Below are 15,959 nucleotides of genomic sequence, written 5' to 3'. Positions count from 1 at the left end.
AATTATCTCTCAGTTGTCATTAATTTTATGCAGAAGCTTATCTGCATATTCGCCACGTAAAAATTCAGTTCTCAAACCTGCTTGCCGCAGTTTCAACTCCAGTAAAGACAACTGACGGCTAACATCTTGATATTGCGGATCATCCTGACGGATACCGTTGAGAATATCCAGAAGCTGAATAGCTTCCTTGCGCTGCTCAAGTTCTGGCGGTAAACAGCCGGCATTCTTTAACAAGCGATAGCCCGCACGCAGTTCCGGCGGCACATGTGTGTCATCTTCCAGGATTAATGGTTCACCACTGCCAGGGAGATTTTCAAACACACCTTTAGCCTGTGCTTCAGTAATATGGCGCTCTGCCCACTGGTCAAGTAACCACATAAATACTCCAGGGGATGAACAAAAAGAGTACAGCTATTGTAGATAAGTGGGGATACTACAGATATAAAAAAACCCGCCGGGGCGGGTTTTTTTACGTTGCTTCAGATTACTCTGCAGCAGCTTCTGCTTTCTCTGAACGATCAACCAGCTCGATGTAAGCCATCGGCGCGTTGTCGCCTGCACGGAAGCCACACTTCAGAATACGAGTGTAACCACCGGCACGGCTCGCGAAACGCGGGCCCAGTTCGTTAAACAGTTTTGCCACGATCTCGTTATCACGAGTACGGGCGAATGCCAGACGACGATTAGCAACGCTATCAGTCTTGGCAAGAGTAATCAGCGGCTCAACTACGCGGCGCAGCTCTTTCGCTTTAGGCAGAGTCGTCTTGATGATTTCATGACGAACCAGTGAACCTGCCATATTGCGGAACATAGCCTGGCGATGGCTGCTGTTGCGGTTCAGTTGACGACCACTCTTACGATGGCGCATGACCTTATCCTTCTCAGTAAAACCTTAACCTGTGATCCGGTTACTCGTCAGCGATGCTTGCCGGTGGCCAGTTTTCCAGGCGCATACCCAGAGACAGTCCACGGGAAGCCAGCACGTCTTTAATCTCAGTAAGAGATTTTTTACCAAGGTTAGGCGTTTTAAGGAGCTCAACCTCGGTACGTTGTACCAGATCACCGATATAGTGGATAGCTTCTGCTTTAAGGCAGTTAGCAGAGCGGACAGTCAATTCCAGATCGTCAACAGGGCGCAGCAGGATCGGATCGAACTCTGGTTTCTCTTCTTTCACTTCCGGCTGACGTACATCACGTAAGTCAACGAAAGCTTCCAGTTGTTCAGCCAGAATGGTTGCCGCACGACGAATCGCCTCTTCAGGATCGATTGTGCCGTTGGTTTCCATTTCGATGACCAGCTTGTCCAGGTCGGTACGCTGTTCTACACGCGCTGCTTCAACATTGTAGGCAATACGCTCTACAGGGCTGTAGCATGCGTCGACCAGCAGACGGCCGATTGGGCGCTCATCTTCTTCCGAATGAATTCGGGTAGAAGCCGGCACATAACCACGACCGCGCTGAACTTTGATACGCATGCTAATAGACGCGTTCTCATCGGTCAGGTGGCAGATCACGTGCTGCGGCTTGACGATTTCGACATCACCGTCGTGGGTGATATCGGCTGCAGTCACAGGGCCAATGCCAGATTTATTCAAGGTAAGAATAACTTCATCTTTGCCCTGAACTCTCACCGCCAGCCCTTTCAGGTTGAGCAGGATTTCCAGGATATCTTCCTGAACGCCTTCTTTGGTGCTGTACTCATGTAGTACACCATCAATCTCAACCTCGGTCACCGCGCAACCCGGCATCGATGAGAGCAGAATACGGCGCAGTGCGTTACCCAGAGTATGGCCAAAGCCACGCTCTAAAGGCTCAAGGGTCACCTTGGCGTGCGTCGAACTCACTTGCTCGATATCAACCAGGCGCGGTTTTAGAAACTCTGTCACAGAACCCTGCATTGTGTCCTCTCTTTGGTACTAAGCTTTACTTGGAGTAAAGCTCGACGATCAGGTGTTCGTTAATGTCCGCAGACAGATCAGAACGCTCCGGCTTACGCTTAAACGTACCTTCCATCTTGCCAGCATCAACTTCCAGCCAGGTTGGCTTTTCACGCTGCTCAGCCAGCTCCAGAGCGGCTTTCACGCGAGACTGCTTCTTCGCTTTCTCACGAATGCTTACAACGTCATTCGGACTAACCTGATAAGAAGCGATGTTAACAACACGACCGTTTACCATAATTGCTTTATGGCTAACCAGCTGGCGTGCTTCTGCACGAGTGGCACCGAAGCCCATACGGTATACAACGTTGTCCAGACGACCTTCCAGCAGAGCCAACAGGTTTTCACCGGTGTTGCCTTTCAGACGTGCTGCTTCTTTGTAGTAGTTACGGAACTGACGCTCCAGCACACCATAGATACGGCGAACTTTTTGCTTTTCACGCAACTGCACACCATAGTCAGACAGACGCGGTTTACGCGCACCGTGCTGGCCAGGAGCTTGTTCAATTTTACACTTGGTATCGATCGCGCGAACGCCAGACTTAAGGAATAAGTCGGTGCCCTCACGACGGCTCAGCTTGAGCTTAGGACCCAAATATCTTGCCATTTTCTTTCTCCAACAAACCTGGAAAACGAAGCGTTATACGCGACGTTTTTTCGGCGGACGACAACCGTTATGAGGGATCGGAGTCACATCAGTAATGTTAGTGATGCGGAAACCTGCGGCGTTCAGAGCACGAATAGTAGATTCGCGGCCTGGACCCGGACCTTTAACCATAACTTCCAGATTCTTGATGCCGTATTCTTTCACGGCGTCAGCGCAACGCTCTGCTGCAACCTGAGCTGCAAACGGAGTGGATTTGCGAGAACCACGGAAACCGGAACCACCGGCTGTTGCCCAACCCAACGCGTTACCCTGACGATCAGTGATAGTCACGATGGTATTGTTGAAAGAAGCATGGATATGAGCCACGCCGTCAGAGACTTGTTTTCTTACACGTTTACGTGCACGAATTGGTGCCTTTGCCATTATTCAATCACCCCGATTATTTCTTGATCGGTTTGCGCGGACCCTTACGGGTACGTGCGTTGGTCTTGGTACGCTGACCGCGAACCGGGAGACCACGACGATGACGCAAACCGCGATAGCAACCAAGATCCATCAGGCGCTTGATGCTCATGCTGATTTCACGGCGCAGATCACCTTCAACGACAAATTTGGCAACTTCGTCACGCAGCGTGTCGATTTGTCCTTCAGACAGCTCACTGATCTTAACATCTTCAGCGATACCCGCTGCAGCCAGGATGGCTTTAGAACGGGTCTTGCCGACGCCATAAATCGAAGTTAATGCGATTACGGCATGCTTATGATCAGGAATGTTAATGCCTGCTATACGGGCCACTATGCACTCCTACTATTTAATATGTACGTTCCATGCTGAAAAGCCCGTTTTCAGGATACTCAAATGGAAACGCACAGACATACAAAAGATTGGCTGGCTAATCTAGCCAGCTCAACCCAACTTTGCAAGAAAAATATGCGAATAAATCAGCCTTGGCGCTGTTTATGCTTCGGCTCGGCACTGCAAATCACACGGATGACACCATCACGCTTAACGATTTTGCAGTTACGGCATAATTTCTTGACGGAAGCACGAACTTTCATTTTTACTCTCCGTAACTTCTCGGGCGACCAATTATCGGCCGTAGCCTTTCAGGTTCGCCTTCTTCAATGCAGACTCATACTGACTGGACATCATCAGAGTTTGCACTTGAGCCATAAAGTCCATAATCACGACAACAACGATAAGCAGTGAGGTCCCACCGAAGTAGAACGGTACTTTCATTGCATCACGCATGAACTCCGGGATCAGGCAGATAAAGGTAATGTACAGCGCACCAACCAAGGTCAGGCGGGTCATTACTTTATCGATATACTTCGCCGTTTGCTCTCCCGGACGAATTCCTGGTACAAATGCACCGGACTTCTTCAGGTTATCTGCTGTTTCACGCGGGTTGAAAACCAACGCCGTGTAGAAGAAACAGAAGAAGATGATTGCAGACGCATAGAGTAACACATAAAGCGGTTGCCCAGGCTGCAAATACAGCGAAATTGTTGTCAGCCAGTTCCAACCAGTACCGCCCCCGAACCATGACGCGATGGTAGCCGGGAACAGAATAATACTGGAAGCGAAGATTGCCGGGATTACCCCCGCCATATTCACTTTCAGCGGTAAATGTGTGCTCTGTGCAGCATAGACACGACGACCTTGCTGACGTTTTGCGTAGTTTACCACAATGCGGCGTTGACCACGCTCAACAAATACAACAAAGAACGTCACTGCAAATACTAATACTGCAACCAACAGCAACACGAGGAAGTGCAGGTCGCCTTGACGCGCTTGCTCGATAGTATGGGCAATGGCTGGCGGGAGTCCCGCGACAATACCGGCGAAGATAATGATTGAAATACCGTTGCCGATACCTCGTTCAGTGATCTGTTCGCCCAACCACATCAGGAACATCGTTCCTGTGACCAGACTTACAACAGCGGTGAAGTAGAATGCAAAGCCCGGGTTAATAACCAGGCCTTGCATACCAGGCATATTCGGCAGACCGGTAGCAATACCGATCGACTGGAATATTGCCAGCACCAGAGTACCGTAACGGGTGTACTGGCTGATCTTACGACGACCAGACTCCCCTTCTTTCTTAATTTCTGCCAACGTCGGGTGAACCACCGTCAGCAGCTGGATAATGATCGACGCCGAAATATACGGCATGATCCCCAGAGCAAAGATAGAAGCACGGCTGAGAGCACCACCAGAGAACATGTTAAACATCTCAATGATGGTGCCTCGCTGTTGCTCAAGCAGTTTGGCAAGTACAGCGGCATCAATACCAGGGATCGGAATAAAAGAGCCAATACGGAACACAATCAGCGCACCGATAACAAACAGCAGTCTGCGTTTCAGCTCGCCTAAGCCACCTTTGGCACTTTGAAAATCTAATCCCGGTTGTTTAGCCATCTGCTACTTATTCCTCGATTTTACCGCCAGCAGCTTCAATAGCAGCACGAGCGCCTTTAGTAACACGCAGGCCACGAACAGTTACCGGAGTAGTTACTTCGCCAGCCAGGATCACTTTCGCGAACTCGATCTGGATACCGATAATGTTAGCCGCTTTCAGCGTGTTCAGGTCTACAACACCGCCTTCTACTTTAGCCAGGTCAGACAGACGAACTTCGGCTGTAATCGCTGCTTTACGAGAAGTGAAGCCGAATTTCGGCAGACGACGGTACAGAGGCATCTGACCACCCTCGAAACCGCGACGTACGCCACCGCCAGAACGAGATTTCTGACCTTTGTGACCACGACCACCGGTTTTGCCGAGGCCAGAACCGATACCACGACCCAGGCGTTTACCCGCCTTTTTGGAGCCTTCGGCCGGAGACAGAGTATTTAAACGCATCTCTTACTCCTCAACTTTAACCATGAAGGAAACCGCGTTGATCATACCGCGAATAGCAGGAGTATCCTCGCGCTCTACGGTGTGACCAATACGACGCAGACCCAGGCCAAGCAGCGTTGCCTTGTGTTTCGGCAGACGACCGATTGCACTGCGGGTTTGAGTAATTTTAATAGTCTTTGCCATGGTTTATTTCCCCAGAATTTCTTCAACGGATTTACCACGCTTGGCAGCGACCATTTCTGGAGAATTCATATTTTCCAGGCCATCGATAGTTGCACGAACCACGTTAATCGGGTTGGTGGAACCATATGCTTTAGCCAGAACGTTATGAACCCCAGCGACTTCCAGAACGGCGCGCATTGCACCACCGGCGATGATACCGGTACCTTCGGAAGCCGGCTGCATGAATACGCGAGAACCCGTATGAACACCTTTAACAGGGTGTTGCAGAGTGCCGTTATTCAGCGCGACGTTAATCATATTGCGACGGGCTTTTTCCATCGCTTTCTGGATCGCTGCTGGAACTTCACGCGCTTTACCGTAACCAAAACCAACGCGACCGTTACCATCGCCAACTACAGTCAGAGCTGTGAAGGAGAAAATACGACCACCTTTAACGGTTTTAGATACGCGGTTTACCGCGATCAGCTTTTCCTGCAGTTCGCCAGCTTGTTTTTCGATGTGAGCCATCTTACACCTCTACCTTAGAACTGAAGGCCAGCTTCACGGGCAGCATCTGCCAGTGCCTGGACACGACCATGATATTGGAACCCGGAACGGTCAAAGGATACATCTTTGATGCCTTTTTCCAGAGCGCGTTCAGCGACAGCTTTACCCACAGCTGCAGCCGCGTCTTTGTTACCGGTGTACTTCAGTTGTTCAGCGATAGCTTTTTCTACAGTAGAAGCAGCTACCAGAACTTCAGAACCGTTCGGTGCAATTACCTGTGCGTAAATGTGACGCGGGGTACGATGTACCACCAGGCGAGTTGCGCCCAGCTCCTGGAGCTTGCGGCGTGCGCGGGTCGCACGACGGATACGAGCAGATTTCTTATCCATAGTGTTACCTTACTTCTTCTTAGCCTCTTTGGTACGCACGACTTCGTCGGCGTAACGAACACCCTTGCCTTTGTAAGGCTCAGGACGACGGTAGGCGCGCAGATCCGCTGCAACCTGGCCGATCATCTGCTTATCAGCGCCTTTCAGCACGATTTCAGTCTGAGTCGGACATTCAGCAGTGATACCCGCAGGCAGCTGATGGTCAACAGGATGAGAGAAACCCAGAGACAGGTTAATCACATTGCCTTTAACCGCTGCACGGTAACCTACACCAACCAGCTGCAGCTTCTTAGTGAAGCCTTCGGTAACACCGATAACCATTGAGTTCAGCAGGGCACGCGCGGTACCAGCCTGAGCCCAACCGTCTGCGTAACCATCACGCGGACCGAAGGTCAGGGTATTATCTGCATGTTTAACTTCAACAGCATCGTTGAGAGTACGAGTCAGCTCGCCGTTTTTACCTTTGATCGTAATAACCTGTCCGTTGATTTTTACATCAACGCCGGCAGGAACAACGACCGGTGCTTTAGCAACACGAGACATTTTTTCCTCCGATTAGGCTACGTAGCAGATAATTTCGCCACCAAGACCAGCCTGGCGCGCTGCACGATCAGTCATAACACCTTTAGAGGTAGAAACAACTGCGATACCCAGACCCGCCATAACTTTCGGCAGCTCATCTTTACGTTTATAGATGCGCAGACCTGGGCGGCTGACACGCTGAATGCTTTCTACAACAGCTTTGCCCTGGAAATACTTCAGAGTAAGTTCCAGTTCAGGCTTGGTGTCGCCTTCAACTTTAAAATCTTCAATAAAACCTTCTTCCTTCAGCACGTTGGCGATTGCCACTTTCAGCTTGGAGGAAGGCATGGTGACCGCAGCTTTGTTCGCGGCCTGACCGTTACGGATACGGGTCAGCATATCCGCGATCGGATCTTGCATGCTCATCTGTCTTTACTCCCGTGATTCAATTGGTGACAATTACCAGCTAGCCTTTTTCAGACCCGGGATTTCACCGCGCATAGCGGCTTCACGGACCTTAATACGGCTCAACCCGAACTTCCGCAGGAAACCATGCGGACGACCTGTTTGACGGCAGCGGTTACGCTGACGAGACGGGCTGGAATCACGCGGCAGAGTCTGCAGCTTGAGAACAGCATTCCAACGATCTTCGTCGGAAGCGTTCACATCAGAGATGATCGCTTTCAGTTCAGCGCGTTTCGCGAAGTATTTATCAGCTAAAGCTACGCGTTTTACTTCGCGTGCTTTCATTGATTGCTTAGCCATTTAGTAACCCTACCTTACTTGCGGAACGGGAAGTCAAAGGCAGCCAGCAGAGCACGGCCTTCTTCGTCAGATTTCGCAGTAGTGGTAATGGTAATATCCAAACCACGAACGCGGTCGACTTTATCGTAGTCGATTTCTGGGAAGATGATCTGCTCACGGACACCCATGCTGTAATTACCACGACCGTCGAAAGACTTAGCGGACAAGCCACGGAAGTCACGGATACGCGGTACAGCAATAGTGATCAGGCGCTCAAAGAACTCCCACATGCGTTCGCCACGCAGAGTTACTTTACAGCCGATCGGATAGCCCTGACGGATTTTGAAGCCTGCAACAGATTTGCGTGCTTTGGTGATCAGCGGTTTTTGACCGGAGATTGCTGCCAAGTCTGCTGCTGCGTTATCCAGCAGTTTTTTGTCAGCGATCGCTTCACCAACACCCATGTTCAGGGTGATCTTCTCGACCCGAGGGACTTGCATGACAGAATTGTAGTTAAACTCAGTCATGAGTTTTTTAACTACTTCGTCTTTGTAGTAATCATGCAGTTTCGCCATCGTACTACTCCAAATTACTTGATAGTTTCGCTGTTAGACTTGAAGAAACGGACTTTCTTACCGTCTTCGAATCTAAAGCCTACACGGTCAGCCTTGCCGGTTGCCGCATTGAAGATTGCTACGTTGGAAACCTGAATAGCGGCTTCTTTTTCAACGATGCCACCCGGTTGGTTCAGGGCCGGAACCGGCTTCTGATGTTTCTTAACCAGGTTGATACCTTCAACAATGACCTTGCCGGAAGACAGGACATTCTTAACTTTACCGCGTTTACCTTTATCTTTACCGGTTAACACGATAACTTCGTCATCACGACGGATTTTCGCTGCCATGATTCGCTCCTTAGAGTACTTCTGGTGCCAGAGAGATAATTTTCATGAACTTCTCACTACGAAGCTCACGAGTTACCGGCCCAAAAATACGCGTACCGATAGGCTGCTCGCTGTTGTTGTTCAGAAGAACACAAGCATTACCATCGAAGCGAATGACAGAACCGTCCGGGCGACGAACACCCTTCTTGGTGCGCACCACTACCGCCTTCAGCACATCACCTTTTTTGACCTTACCACGCGGAATTGCTTCTTTGATGGTGATCTTGATGATGTCGCCTACGCCTGCGTAGCGACGGTGCGAGCCACCCAGAACCTTGATACACATTACGCGACGTGCACCGGAGTTGTCGGCGACGTTCAGCATAGTCTGTTCTTGGATCATTTTAGTGCTCCGCTAATGTCAACTACTACTGAGACCCGAAAATCAGGTCGTTAAAAATCCCCATATCGAGGGCGCGGCATTATAACACCGCTTCAAGGATATGGGTAGAAAAAATAAACGGCTCATTTCTGAGCCGTTTATTCGTATCGAGAGAGTGTACTGTATTACAGAACCGCTTTCTCTACAACGCGAACCAGCGTCCAGGATTTAGTCTTGGACAGCGGACGGCATTCGCGGATTTCAACCACGTCACCGATACCGCATTCGTTGTTCTCGTCATGTACGTGCAGTTTGGTCGTACGCTTGATGAATTTACCGTAGATCGGGTGTTTCACAAAACGTTCGATAGCAACAACAATGGATTTCTCCATTTTGTCGCTAACAACGCGACCTTGCAGAGTACGGATTTTATCGGTCATTACGCACCCGCCTTCTCGTTCAGTAAAGTCTTAACGCGTGCGACATCGCGACGCACTTGCTTCAACAGGTGAGACTGTTGCAGCTGGCCACTTGCAGCCTGCATACGCAGGTTGAACTGCTCACGCAGCAGGTTCAGCAGCTCGGTGTTCAGCTCTTCAACGCTCTTCTCACGCAGCTCTTTTGCTTTCATTACATCACCGTCTTAGTTACAAAGGTGGTTTTAATCGGCAGTTTCGCTGCTGCCAGCTTGAATGCTTCACGGGCCAGCTCTTCCGGAACACCGTCCATTTCATACAGGACTTTACCCGGCTGAATCAAGGCAACCCAATACTCCACGTTACCTTTACCTTTACCCATACGCACTGCCAGCGGCTTTTCAGTGATCGGTTTGTCCGGGAACACACGGATCCAGATCTTACCTTGACGCTTAACTGCACGGGTCATAGCACGACGTGCTGCTTCGATCTGACGTGCAGTCAGACGACCACGGCCAACAGCTTTCAGACCGAAGCTGCCGAAGCTAACATCCGTACCCTGCGCCAGACCGCGGTTACGGCCTTTGTGCATTTTACGGAATTTTGTACGCTTTGGTTGTAACATCAGCGACGCTCCTTATTTACGGCCTTTACGCTGCTGCTTTTTAGGCTGAGCAGCCGGTTTTTCCGGTTGTTCAACAGCAGCCATACCACCCAGGATCTCGCCTTTGAAGATCCACACTTTAACGCCGATTACACCGTAAGTGGTGTGCGCTTCAGAGGTGTTGTAGTCGATGTCAGCACGCAGAGTGTGCAGCGGTACGCGACCTTCGCGGTACCATTCGGTACGTGCGATTTCCGCGCCGCCCAGACGGCCGCTAACTTCAACTTTAATACCTTTAGCGCCCAGACGCATTGCGTTCTGTACAGCACGCTTCATAGCACGACGGAACATAACGCGACGTTCCAGCTGAGAAGTGATGCTGTCAGCAACCAGTTTTGCGTCCAGTTCAGGCTTACGAACTTCGGCGATGTTGATCTGTGCAGGAACGCCAGCGATGTCCGCTACGACCTTACGCAGTTTTTCTACGTCTTCACCTTTTTTACCGATAACGATACCCGGGCGAGCAGTGTGAATGGTTACACGAATGCTCTTAGCCGGACGCTCGATAACGATACGAGATACGGACGCTTTAGCCAGTTCCTTTGTCAGGTACTGACGTACTTTAAAATCGCTGTCCAGGTTGTCAGCGAATTCTTTGGTGTTCGCAAACCAGGTAGAGTTCCATGGTTTTACAATACCCAGGCGAATACCATTAGGATGTACTTTCTGACCCATTGCTAGTCTCCAGAGTCTCAGCGATCGGACACAACCACAGTGATGTGGCTGGTGCGCTTCAGGATGCGATCTGCACGACCTTTTGCACGCGGCATAATGCGCTTCATGCTCGGGCCTTCGTCTACGAAAATTTTCGTAACTTTCAGATCGTCAATGTCAGCGCCATCGTTGTGTTCAGCGTTAGCAATGGCAGATTCCAGAACCTTCTTGACCAGTACAGCCGCTTTCTTGTTGGTGTAGGTCAGAATATCCAGAGCCTGCGACACTTTCTTACCGCGAATCAGGTCAGCAACAAGGCGAACCTTCTGAGCAGAAGAACGAGCATGGCGATGTTTAGCGATAGTTTCCATCTCTTCCTCCTACCTTATTTCTTTTTCGCTTTTTTATCAGCAGCGTGGCCGCGATAAGTACGAGTCGGTGCGAATTCACCCAGTTTGTGGCCGACCATTTCGTCGGTTACAAATACCGGAACGTGCTGACGACCATTATGGACAGCGATGGTCAAACCGATCATGTTAGGAAAGATCGTTGAACGACGGGACCAAGTGCGCAGGGGCTTCTTGTCTCCGCTTTCCACCGCTTTCTCTACCTTCTTCAGCAAGTGCAGGTCAATAAAAGGACCTTTCTTGAGAGAACGTGGCATGGCTTATCCTCTAAAATTATTTGCTACGGCGACGTACGATGAATTTATCAGTACGCTTGTTGCTGCGGGTCTTCTTACCTTTGGTCTGAACGCCCCACGGAGTTACCGGGTGCTTACCAAAGTTACGACCTTCACCACCACCATGTGGGTGGTCTACCGGGTTCATCGCGGTACCGCGAACGGTCGGACGAACACCACGCCAGCGTGCAGCACCTGCTTTACCCAGAACGCGCAGCATATGCTCAGCATTGCCAACTTCGCCCAGAGTTGCACGGCAGTCTGCTTCTACTTTACGCATTTCACCAGAACGCAGACGCAGGGTGACATAAGCACCATCACGAGCAACGATCTGAACGTAAGTACCAGCGGAACGTGCCAGCTGACCGCCTTTACCTGGTTTCATTTCTACGTTGTGAACAGTAGAACCAACCGGGATGTTGCGCATCGGCAGGGTGTTACCTGGTTTGATTGCAGCATCAACGCCAGACTGAATCTGGTCGCCAGCTTTCAGGCCTTTAGGGGCCAGGATGTAACGGCGTTCACCGTCTTTGTACAGAACCAGCGCGATGTTCGCGGAACGGTTCGGATCGTACTCAAGACGTTCAACAACTGCCGGGATACCGTCTTTGTTGCGTTTGAAGTCAACAATACGGTAAGCCTGCTTGTGGCCACCACCGATATGACGAGTGGTGATACGGCCATTGTTGTTACGACCACCGGATTTGCTGTTTTTTTCCAGCAACGGAGCAAAAGGTTTGCCCTTGTGCAGCTCAGGGTTAACCACTTTAACAACGTGGCGACGACCCGGAGATGTCGGTTTACATTTAACAACTGCCATTGTATTACTCCTCCGACTTACTCAGCGCCGCCAACGAAGTCCAGATTCTGGCCTTCTTTCAGGGTGACGTAAGCTTTTTTCCAGTCGCTACGACGACCGATACGCTGTCCGTGACGTTTAACTTTCCCTTTAACTACCAGGGTGTTAACGACTTCGACTTCGACTTCAAACAGTTTCTGCACAGCAGCTTTGATTTCTGCTTTGGTCGCGTCTTTAGCAACTTTGAGTACGATGGTGTTGGATTTTTCCATCGCAGTAGACGCTTTTTCAGAAACGTGCGGTGCACGCAGCACCTTCAGCAGACGTTCTTCACGAATCATGCCAGCATCTCCTCAACTTGCTTAACAGCATCAGCAGTCATTACGACTTTGTCGAAGGCGATCAGGCTAACCGGGTCGATACCAGTTGCATCGCGTACGTCAACCTTGTGCAGGTTGCGCGCAGCCAGGAACAGGTTCTCGTCCAGCTCACCGGTGATGATCAGCACATCTTCCAGAGCCATGTCTTTCAGTTTCTGTGCCAGCAGCTTGGTTTTCGGTGCTTCTACAGAGAACTTCTCGACAACGATCAGACGATCCTGACGTACCAGTTCGGACAGGATGCTTTTCAGCGCGCCGCGGTACATCTTCTTGTTAACTTTTTGACTGTGGTCCTGCGGACGAGCAGCGAAGGTCACGCCACCAGAACGCCAAATCGGGCTCTTGATAGAACCAGAACGCGCACGGCCGGTGCCTTTCTGGCGCCACGGTTTTTTACCGGAACCAGTTACTTCAGCACGAGTCTTCTGAGCACGAGTACCCTGACGAGCACCGGCTGCATAAGCAACAACAACCTGGTGAACCAGCGCTTCGTTGAAATCACGACCGAAGGTAGTTTCGGAAACAGTCAGCGCGCTCTGCGCGTCTTTCAATACTAATTCCATTGCTATCTCCTTACGCCTTCACAGCTGGTTTAACGATCAGGTCGCTACCGGTTGCACCCGGGACAGCACCTTTAACCAGCAGCAGGTTGCGCTCAGCGTCAACGCGTACTACGTCAAGGCTCTGAACGGTTACACGTTCGTTACCCATCTGACCTGCCATTTTCTTGCCTTTGAACACTTTGCCCGGAGTCTGGTTCTGACCGATAGAACCCGGTACGCGGTGAGACAAGGAGTTACCGTGAGTAGCGTCCTGGGTACGGAAGTTCCAGCGCTTAACGGTACCTGCGAAACCTTTACCTTTAGAGGTGCCAGTTACGTCAACTTTTTTAACGTCAGCAAACAGTTCAACGCTAATGCTCTGACCTACAGTGAACTCTTCGCCTTCAGCCAGGCGGAATTCCCACAGACCACGGCCAGCTTCTACGCCAGCTTTAGCGAAGTGGCCAGCTTCAGGCTTGGTCACACGGTTAGCTTTTTTAGCACCGGTGGTTACCTGAATAGCACGGTAGCCATCGTTAGCCAGGTCTTTAACCTGAGTAACGCGGTTTGCTTCAACTTCGATTACGGTTACTGGGATAGAAACGCCGTCTTCTGTGAAGATACGGGTCATACCCACTTTTTTACCGACTAAACCAATCATTGTTTCAACCTCTCAATCGCTCAATGACCTGATTAACCCAGGCTGATCTGCACGTCTACACCGGCAGCCAGATCCAGACGCATCAGAGCATCAACGGTTTTCTCGGTTGGCTCAACGATGTCAACCAGACGCAAGTGAGTACGGATTTCGTACTGATCGCGCGCGTCTTTGTTGACGTGCGGAGAGATCAGAACAGTGAAGCGCTCTTTGCGTGTCGGCAGCGGGATCGGACCACGGACCTGCGCACCAGTGCGCTTGGCAGTCTCGACGATTTCCGCGGTTGCTTGATCGATCAGACGATGATCAAACGCTTTCAGGCGGATACGGATTCTTTGGTTCTGCATGAGACCAGAGCTCCAATTATTTTATAAACGAAAATGATTACTCCTCAGACCCATTACGATTGATGGGAGAGTGTAACCGTTCTTACGTAGCCCCCCGATTGGGAGCATTGTTAGGTAGCCAAATTCGGCTAACTGAGGTTCAGATTGAACCTGCTGTCAACTACGACAAGCCCGCGCATTATACGCAAATCTGAGATTGACGCAAGCATCGGGTAGAAATTAATCGCAACGCACAGATTGCGAGCTGCATTCCACGAAATTTGTAAGGTCGTGAAGATAGCGTTTTTCACTGGAACCAGGTTAACAAATCAGCGATTTCTCTGTTGCTGAGTATCCGGAGTTATTCGATGGTGATACTCCAATTACAGAGGATGTTTTATGGTTGCTACCCTTCCCTTTCTGATTTTGTACGTTTGCTTATCAGTCCTACTTTTTTTCTGGGATGCAAAGCATGGCTTGTTACCTGACAGGTTTACCTGCCCGTTACTCTGGTCAGGTCTTTTGTTCTATCAGGTTTGTCATCCTGACGGTTTAGCCGATGCGTTATGGGGGGCGATTATTGGTTACGGCACATTCGCTGTCATTTACTGGGGATATCGCATACTGCGTCATAAAGAAGGATTAGGCTATGGTGATGTGAAGTTTCTCGCCGCCCTTGGCGCCTGGCATACATGGGCCTTCTTGCCACGGCTGGTTTTCCTTGCCGCCTCATTCGCTTGCGGAGCCGTAGTTATTGGTCTGCTCATGAGAGGAAAAGAATCATTAAAAAACCCGCTGCCTTTTGGGCCATTTCTGGCAGCTGCGGGTTTCGTTGTAGGCTGGGATAGTCTGCTGGCAGGCCGTTAATCTTTAACTTTAATTTGTGATTGCAGGTAATTTTGTAGGCCGATTTTACCGATGAGATCCAGTTCAGTTTCGAGCCAGTCGATATGACCTTCTTCATCAGCAAGGATCTCGATCATCATATCGCGGCTAACATAGTCATGAACGCTGTCGGCATAAGCGATAGCCTCACGAAGATCCTTCGCACCTTCCAGCTCTAATCGCAGGTCGGATTGCAGCATCTCTTCGACATCTTCACCGATCCCTAGCTTGCCTAAATCCTGTAAGTTAGGGATCCCTTCTAAGAACAAAATACGCTCGATATATTTATCGGCGTGCTTCATCTCATCGATAGATTCATGGTATTCGACATCATTAAGGCGCATCAGGCCCCAGTTTTTAAACATACGGGCATGAAGAAAATACTGATTGATCGCGACAAGCTCATTTCCCAATAGTTTATTGAGATAATTTATGATTTTAACATCACCTTTCATTTTATAGTCCCTCCGCTTCCACTATTAGAGCGTAGATGGGGCTAGCGGGATGTCAAAAAATAAGCGTGAGCTTCAGGCAATCTCTTTAAATTCGGGCATCTGCATCAACTCGTCCTGCATCACTTCGCGTGCGGCGCGAATGCACTTACCGCATTGATTTCCCACAGGAATAAACTTGCGTAATTGTTGGAAAGACTGAGGATGAAACTGACGGACTGCCTGGCGAATTTTTTTGTCACTTACACCATTACACAAACAAACGTACATGATTACTCCCGTTCAAATTCTGCGCAAAGTGTAAATGAGAATAGTTATGATTACAATAGCACAGTTTTATTTGCGCCACAGTTCAGCCAGCGAAATTACGACGAAATATTTCGAACTCAAATTACGGGCAGCAAAAAGGGCGCCTAAGCGCCCTTTTTAATTCAAAACTAATTAACGCGTAATTAGCTCAGAACTTTAGCAACAACGCCCGCACCAACGGTACGGCCGCCTTCA

32 protein-coding genes are annotated in these 15,959 nt (G+C 50.0%); 1 reads left to right on the top strand and 31 read right to left on the bottom strand.

All coding sequences use genetic code 11. The annotated features are described in order from the left end of the window. Positions 1 to 9 precede the first annotated feature (9 nt). From FEK50_RS23045 to rpsJ, 29 genes are all read right to left on the bottom strand, one after another. Positions 10 to 378 carry a DUF1992 domain-containing protein gene (locus FEK50_RS23045; RefSeq protein ID WP_131162660.1) on the bottom strand — a complete coding sequence of 123 codons (369 nt, stop codon included), beginning with the start codon at positions 376 to 378 and terminating at the stop codon, positions 10 to 12. 106 nt (positions 379 to 484) lie between these two features. Then, positions 485 to 868, bottom strand: a complete 384-nt coding sequence (rplQ, locus tag FEK50_RS23040; RefSeq protein WP_001216368.1) for a 50S ribosomal protein L17 — start codon at positions 866 to 868, stop codon at positions 485 to 487. A 40-nt stretch (positions 869 to 908) separates the two neighbouring features. Next, the gene (gene rpoA / locus FEK50_RS23035) at positions 909 to 1,898 is read right to left on the bottom strand and encodes a DNA-directed RNA polymerase subunit alpha (RefSeq protein WP_001162094.1); all 990 of its coding nucleotides are present in this window, start codon (positions 1,896 to 1,898) and stop codon (positions 909 to 911) included. Positions 1,899 to 1,923: 25 nt separating this feature from the next. Further along, the gene (rpsD, locus tag FEK50_RS23030; protein ID WP_000135224.1) at positions 1,924 to 2,544 is read right to left on the bottom strand and encodes a 30S ribosomal protein S4; all 621 of its coding nucleotides are present in this window, start codon (positions 2,542 to 2,544) and stop codon (positions 1,924 to 1,926) included. Positions 2,545 to 2,577: 33 nt separating this feature from the next. Next, positions 2,578 to 2,967, bottom strand: a complete 390-nt coding sequence (rpsK, locus tag FEK50_RS23025; RefSeq protein ID WP_001029684.1) for a 30S ribosomal protein S11 — start codon at positions 2,965 to 2,967, stop codon at positions 2,578 to 2,580. 16 nt (positions 2,968 to 2,983) lie between these two features. Next, positions 2,984 to 3,340, bottom strand: a complete 357-nt coding sequence (rpsM, locus tag FEK50_RS23020) for a 30S ribosomal protein S13 (protein ID WP_000090775.1) — start codon at positions 3,338 to 3,340, stop codon at positions 2,984 to 2,986. A gap of 146 nt (positions 3,341 to 3,486) precedes the next feature. Continuing rightward, positions 3,487 to 3,603, bottom strand: a complete 117-nt coding sequence (rpmJ, locus tag FEK50_RS23015; RefSeq protein WP_000868187.1) for a 50S ribosomal protein L36 — start codon at positions 3,601 to 3,603, stop codon at positions 3,487 to 3,489. A 31-nt stretch (positions 3,604 to 3,634) separates the two neighbouring features. After that, positions 3,635 to 4,966: a preprotein translocase subunit SecY gene (gene secY, locus FEK50_RS23010; RefSeq protein ID WP_001118861.1), complete on the bottom strand. Its 1,332-nt coding sequence runs from the start codon at positions 4,964 to 4,966 to the stop codon at positions 3,635 to 3,637. Positions 4,967 to 4,973: 7 nt separating this feature from the next. Continuing rightward, positions 4,974 to 5,408, bottom strand: a complete 435-nt coding sequence (gene rplO / locus FEK50_RS23005) for a 50S ribosomal protein L15 (RefSeq protein ID WP_001238917.1) — start codon at positions 5,406 to 5,408, stop codon at positions 4,974 to 4,976. Positions 5,409 to 5,411: 3 nt separating this feature from the next. After that, positions 5,412 to 5,591 carry a 50S ribosomal protein L30 gene (rpmD, locus tag FEK50_RS23000; protein WP_001140433.1) on the bottom strand — a complete coding sequence of 60 codons (180 nt, stop codon included), beginning with the start codon at positions 5,589 to 5,591 and terminating at the stop codon, positions 5,412 to 5,414. A 3-nt stretch (positions 5,592 to 5,594) separates the two neighbouring features. Beyond that, positions 5,595 to 6,098, bottom strand: a complete 504-nt coding sequence (gene rpsE / locus FEK50_RS22995) for a 30S ribosomal protein S5 (RefSeq protein WP_000940121.1) — start codon at positions 6,096 to 6,098, stop codon at positions 5,595 to 5,597. 14 nt (positions 6,099 to 6,112) lie between these two features. After that, positions 6,113 to 6,466: a 50S ribosomal protein L18 gene (rplR, locus tag FEK50_RS22990; RefSeq protein WP_000358960.1), complete on the bottom strand. Its 354-nt coding sequence runs from the start codon at positions 6,464 to 6,466 to the stop codon at positions 6,113 to 6,115. A 9-nt stretch (positions 6,467 to 6,475) separates the two neighbouring features. Then, positions 6,476 to 7,009, bottom strand: a complete 534-nt coding sequence (gene rplF / locus FEK50_RS22985; protein ID WP_064524927.1) for a 50S ribosomal protein L6 — start codon at positions 7,007 to 7,009, stop codon at positions 6,476 to 6,478. Positions 7,010 to 7,021: 12 nt separating this feature from the next. Next, positions 7,022 to 7,414, bottom strand: coding sequence for a 30S ribosomal protein S8 (rpsH, locus tag FEK50_RS22980; RefSeq protein ID WP_000062611.1), 393 nt, complete (start codon positions 7,412 to 7,414; stop codon positions 7,022 to 7,024). 33 nt (positions 7,415 to 7,447) lie between these two features. Beyond that, positions 7,448 to 7,753, bottom strand: a complete 306-nt coding sequence (rpsN, locus tag FEK50_RS22975; RefSeq protein WP_001118930.1) for a 30S ribosomal protein S14 — start codon at positions 7,751 to 7,753, stop codon at positions 7,448 to 7,450. 14 nt (positions 7,754 to 7,767) lie between these two features. Next, positions 7,768 to 8,307, bottom strand: coding sequence for a 50S ribosomal protein L5 (gene rplE / locus FEK50_RS22970; RefSeq protein WP_001096200.1), 540 nt, complete (start codon positions 8,305 to 8,307; stop codon positions 7,768 to 7,770). 14 nt (positions 8,308 to 8,321) lie between these two features. Next, on the bottom strand, positions 8,322 to 8,636 hold the full coding sequence (gene rplX / locus FEK50_RS22965; protein ID WP_000729185.1) for a 50S ribosomal protein L24: 315 nt from the start codon (positions 8,634 to 8,636) through the stop codon (positions 8,322 to 8,324). 10 nt (positions 8,637 to 8,646) lie between these two features. Then, entirely contained in the window at positions 8,647 to 9,018 is a 372-nt protein-coding gene (gene rplN / locus FEK50_RS22960) for a 50S ribosomal protein L14 (RefSeq protein ID WP_000613955.1), read from the bottom strand. Positions 9,019 to 9,182: 164 nt separating this feature from the next. Then, positions 9,183 to 9,437, bottom strand: coding sequence for a 30S ribosomal protein S17 (rpsQ, locus tag FEK50_RS22955; protein ID WP_000130100.1), 255 nt, complete (start codon positions 9,435 to 9,437; stop codon positions 9,183 to 9,185). Further along, positions 9,437 to 9,628, bottom strand: coding sequence for a 50S ribosomal protein L29 (rpmC, locus tag FEK50_RS22950; RefSeq protein WP_000644741.1), 192 nt, complete (start codon positions 9,626 to 9,628; stop codon positions 9,437 to 9,439). The genes rpsQ and rpmC overlap by 1 nt, the downstream gene beginning before the upstream one ends. Further along, a complete protein-coding gene (gene rplP / locus FEK50_RS22945) occupies positions 9,628 to 10,038 on the bottom strand; it encodes a 50S ribosomal protein L16 (protein WP_000941212.1) in 411 nt (136 codons plus the stop codon). The genes rpmC and rplP overlap by 1 nt, the downstream gene beginning before the upstream one ends. 12 nt (positions 10,039 to 10,050) lie before the next feature. After that, positions 10,051 to 10,752 carry a 30S ribosomal protein S3 gene (gene rpsC / locus FEK50_RS22940; RefSeq protein ID WP_000529945.1) on the bottom strand — a complete coding sequence of 234 codons (702 nt, stop codon included), beginning with the start codon at positions 10,750 to 10,752 and terminating at the stop codon, positions 10,051 to 10,053. A 17-nt stretch (positions 10,753 to 10,769) separates the two neighbouring features. Further along, positions 10,770 to 11,102, bottom strand: coding sequence for a 50S ribosomal protein L22 (rplV, locus tag FEK50_RS22935; protein ID WP_000447529.1), 333 nt, complete (start codon positions 11,100 to 11,102; stop codon positions 10,770 to 10,772). Between the two features lie 14 nt (positions 11,103 to 11,116). After that, positions 11,117 to 11,395 (bottom strand): 30S ribosomal protein S19, encoded by a 279-nt coding sequence (gene rpsS, locus FEK50_RS22930; protein WP_001138117.1) that lies wholly within the window; start codon positions 11,393 to 11,395, stop codon positions 11,117 to 11,119. A gap of 16 nt (positions 11,396 to 11,411) precedes the next feature. Then, positions 11,412 to 12,233: a 50S ribosomal protein L2 gene (gene rplB, locus FEK50_RS22925; RefSeq protein ID WP_000301864.1), complete on the bottom strand. Its 822-nt coding sequence runs from the start codon at positions 12,231 to 12,233 to the stop codon at positions 11,412 to 11,414. Between the two features lie 17 nt (positions 12,234 to 12,250). Then, entirely contained in the window at positions 12,251 to 12,553 is a 303-nt protein-coding gene (gene rplW / locus FEK50_RS22920) for a 50S ribosomal protein L23 (protein ID WP_000617544.1), read from the bottom strand. Then, the gene (rplD, locus tag FEK50_RS22915) at positions 12,550 to 13,155 is read right to left on the bottom strand and encodes a 50S ribosomal protein L4 (RefSeq protein WP_000424395.1); all 606 of its coding nucleotides are present in this window, start codon (positions 13,153 to 13,155) and stop codon (positions 12,550 to 12,552) included. The genes rplW and rplD overlap by 4 nt, the downstream gene beginning before the upstream one ends. A 10-nt stretch (positions 13,156 to 13,165) precedes the next feature. After that, positions 13,166 to 13,795: a 50S ribosomal protein L3 gene (gene rplC / locus FEK50_RS22910; RefSeq protein WP_000579833.1), complete on the bottom strand. Its 630-nt coding sequence runs from the start codon at positions 13,793 to 13,795 to the stop codon at positions 13,166 to 13,168. A gap of 32 nt (positions 13,796 to 13,827) precedes the next feature. After that, a complete protein-coding gene (gene rpsJ / locus FEK50_RS22905; protein ID WP_001181004.1) occupies positions 13,828 to 14,139 on the bottom strand; it encodes a 30S ribosomal protein S10 in 312 nt (103 codons plus the stop codon). Between the two features lie 378 nt (positions 14,140 to 14,517). On the opposite strand from rpsJ, the gene FEK50_RS22900 reads away from it, so the two are divergent. Continuing rightward, the gene (locus FEK50_RS22900; RefSeq protein WP_130206885.1) at positions 14,518 to 14,985 is read left to right on the top strand and encodes an A24 family peptidase; all 468 of its coding nucleotides are present in this window, start codon (positions 14,518 to 14,520) and stop codon (positions 14,983 to 14,985) included. Here the strand turns inward: FEK50_RS22900 and bfr are convergent. Both bfr and bfd read right to left on the bottom strand, forming a co-directional pair. After that, the gene (gene bfr / locus FEK50_RS22895) at positions 14,982 to 15,458 is read right to left on the bottom strand and encodes a bacterioferritin (protein ID WP_000675515.1); all 477 of its coding nucleotides are present in this window, start codon (positions 15,456 to 15,458) and stop codon (positions 14,982 to 14,984) included. The genes FEK50_RS22900 and bfr overlap by 4 nt on opposite strands. Before the next feature lie 72 nt (positions 15,459 to 15,530). Beyond that, the gene (gene bfd / locus FEK50_RS22890; protein WP_000289090.1) at positions 15,531 to 15,725 is read right to left on the bottom strand and encodes a bacterioferritin-associated ferredoxin; all 195 of its coding nucleotides are present in this window, start codon (positions 15,723 to 15,725) and stop codon (positions 15,531 to 15,533) included. Positions 15,726 to 15,959: the final 234 nt, after the last annotated feature.

It is taken from the genome of Escherichia sp. E2586 (assembly GCF_005781105.1).
GTDB lineage: Bacteria > Pseudomonadota > Gammaproteobacteria > Enterobacterales > Enterobacteriaceae > Escherichia.
The sequence above is the reverse complement of the archived record's forward strand: the minus strand, read 5'-3'. Positions and strand labels throughout refer to the sequence as shown.

Coding starts and splice junctions, on each gene's coding strand:
- FEK50_RS23045 (WP_131162660.1), bottom strand. CDS start 378: ATGTGGTTACTTGACCAGTGGGCAGAGCGCCATATTACTGAAGCACAG.
- rplQ (WP_001216368.1), bottom strand. CDS start 868: ATGCGCCATCGTAAGAGTGGTCGTCAACTGAACCGCAACAGCAGCCAT.
- rpoA (WP_001162094.1), bottom strand. CDS start 1,898: ATGCAGGGTTCTGTGACAGAGTTTCTAAAACCGCGCCTGGTTGATATC.
- rpsD (WP_000135224.1), bottom strand. CDS start 2,544: ATGGCAAGATATTTGGGTCCTAAGCTCAAGCTGAGCCGTCGTGAGGGC.
- rpsK (WP_001029684.1), bottom strand. CDS start 2,967: ATGGCAAAGGCACCAATTCGTGCACGTAAACGTGTAAGAAAACAAGTC.
- rpmJ (WP_000868187.1), bottom strand. CDS start 3,603: ATGAAAGTTCGTGCTTCCGTCAAGAAATTATGCCGTAACTGCAAAATC.
- secY (WP_001118861.1), bottom strand. CDS start 4,966: ATGGCTAAACAACCGGGATTAGATTTTCAAAGTGCCAAAGGTGGCTTA.
- rplO (WP_001238917.1), bottom strand. CDS start 5,408: ATGCGTTTAAATACTCTGTCTCCGGCCGAAGGCTCCAAAAAGGCGGGT.
- rpmD (WP_001140433.1), bottom strand. CDS start 5,591: ATGGCAAAGACTATTAAAATTACTCAAACCCGCAGTGCAATCGGTCGT.
- rpsE (WP_000940121.1), bottom strand. CDS start 6,098: ATGGCTCACATCGAAAAACAAGCTGGCGAACTGCAGGAAAAGCTGATC.
- rplR (WP_000358960.1), bottom strand. CDS start 6,466: ATGGATAAGAAATCTGCTCGTATCCGTCGTGCGACCCGCGCACGCCGC.
- rplF (WP_064524927.1), bottom strand. CDS start 7,009: ATGTCTCGTGTTGCTAAAGCACCGGTCGTTGTTCCTGCCGGCGTTGAT.
- rpsH (WP_000062611.1), bottom strand. CDS start 7,414: ATGAGCATGCAAGATCCGATCGCGGATATGCTGACCCGTATCCGTAAC.
- rpsN (WP_001118930.1), bottom strand. CDS start 7,753: ATGGCTAAGCAATCAATGAAAGCACGCGAAGTAAAACGCGTAGCTTTA.
- rplE (WP_001096200.1), bottom strand. CDS start 8,307: ATGGCGAAACTGCATGATTACTACAAAGACGAAGTAGTTAAAAAACTC.
- rplX (WP_000729185.1), bottom strand. CDS start 8,636: ATGGCAGCGAAAATCCGTCGTGATGACGAAGTTATCGTGTTAACCGGT.
- rplN (WP_000613955.1), bottom strand. CDS start 9,018: ATGATCCAAGAACAGACTATGCTGAACGTCGCCGACAACTCCGGTGCA.
- rpsQ (WP_000130100.1), bottom strand. CDS start 9,437: ATGACCGATAAAATCCGTACTCTGCAAGGTCGCGTTGTTAGCGACAAA.
- rpmC (WP_000644741.1), bottom strand. CDS start 9,628: ATGAAAGCAAAAGAGCTGCGTGAGAAGAGCGTTGAAGAGCTGAACACC.
- rplP (WP_000941212.1), bottom strand. CDS start 10,038: ATGTTACAACCAAAGCGTACAAAATTCCGTAAAATGCACAAAGGCCGT.
- rpsC (WP_000529945.1), bottom strand. CDS start 10,752: ATGGGTCAGAAAGTACATCCTAATGGTATTCGCCTGGGTATTGTAAAA.
- rplV (WP_000447529.1), bottom strand. CDS start 11,102: ATGGAAACTATCGCTAAACATCGCCATGCTCGTTCTTCTGCTCAGAAG.
- rpsS (WP_001138117.1), bottom strand. CDS start 11,395: ATGCCACGTTCTCTCAAGAAAGGTCCTTTTATTGACCTGCACTTGCTG.
- rplB (WP_000301864.1), bottom strand. CDS start 12,233: ATGGCAGTTGTTAAATGTAAACCGACATCTCCGGGTCGTCGCCACGTT.
- rplW (WP_000617544.1), bottom strand. CDS start 12,553: ATGATTCGTGAAGAACGTCTGCTGAAGGTGCTGCGTGCACCGCACGTT.
- rplD (WP_000424395.1), bottom strand. CDS start 13,155: ATGGAATTAGTATTGAAAGACGCGCAGAGCGCGCTGACTGTTTCCGAA.
- rplC (WP_000579833.1), bottom strand. CDS start 13,795: ATGATTGGTTTAGTCGGTAAAAAAGTGGGTATGACCCGTATCTTCACA.
- rpsJ (WP_001181004.1), bottom strand. CDS start 14,139: ATGCAGAACCAAAGAATCCGTATCCGCCTGAAAGCGTTTGATCATCGT.
- FEK50_RS22900 (WP_130206885.1), top strand. CDS start 14,518: ATGGTTGCTACCCTTCCCTTTCTGATTTTGTACGTTTGCTTATCAGTC.
- bfr (WP_000675515.1), bottom strand. CDS start 15,458: ATGAAAGGTGATGTTAAAATCATAAATTATCTCAATAAACTATTGGGA.
- bfd (WP_000289090.1), bottom strand. CDS start 15,725: ATGTACGTTTGTTTGTGTAATGGTGTAAGTGACAAAAAAATTCGCCAG.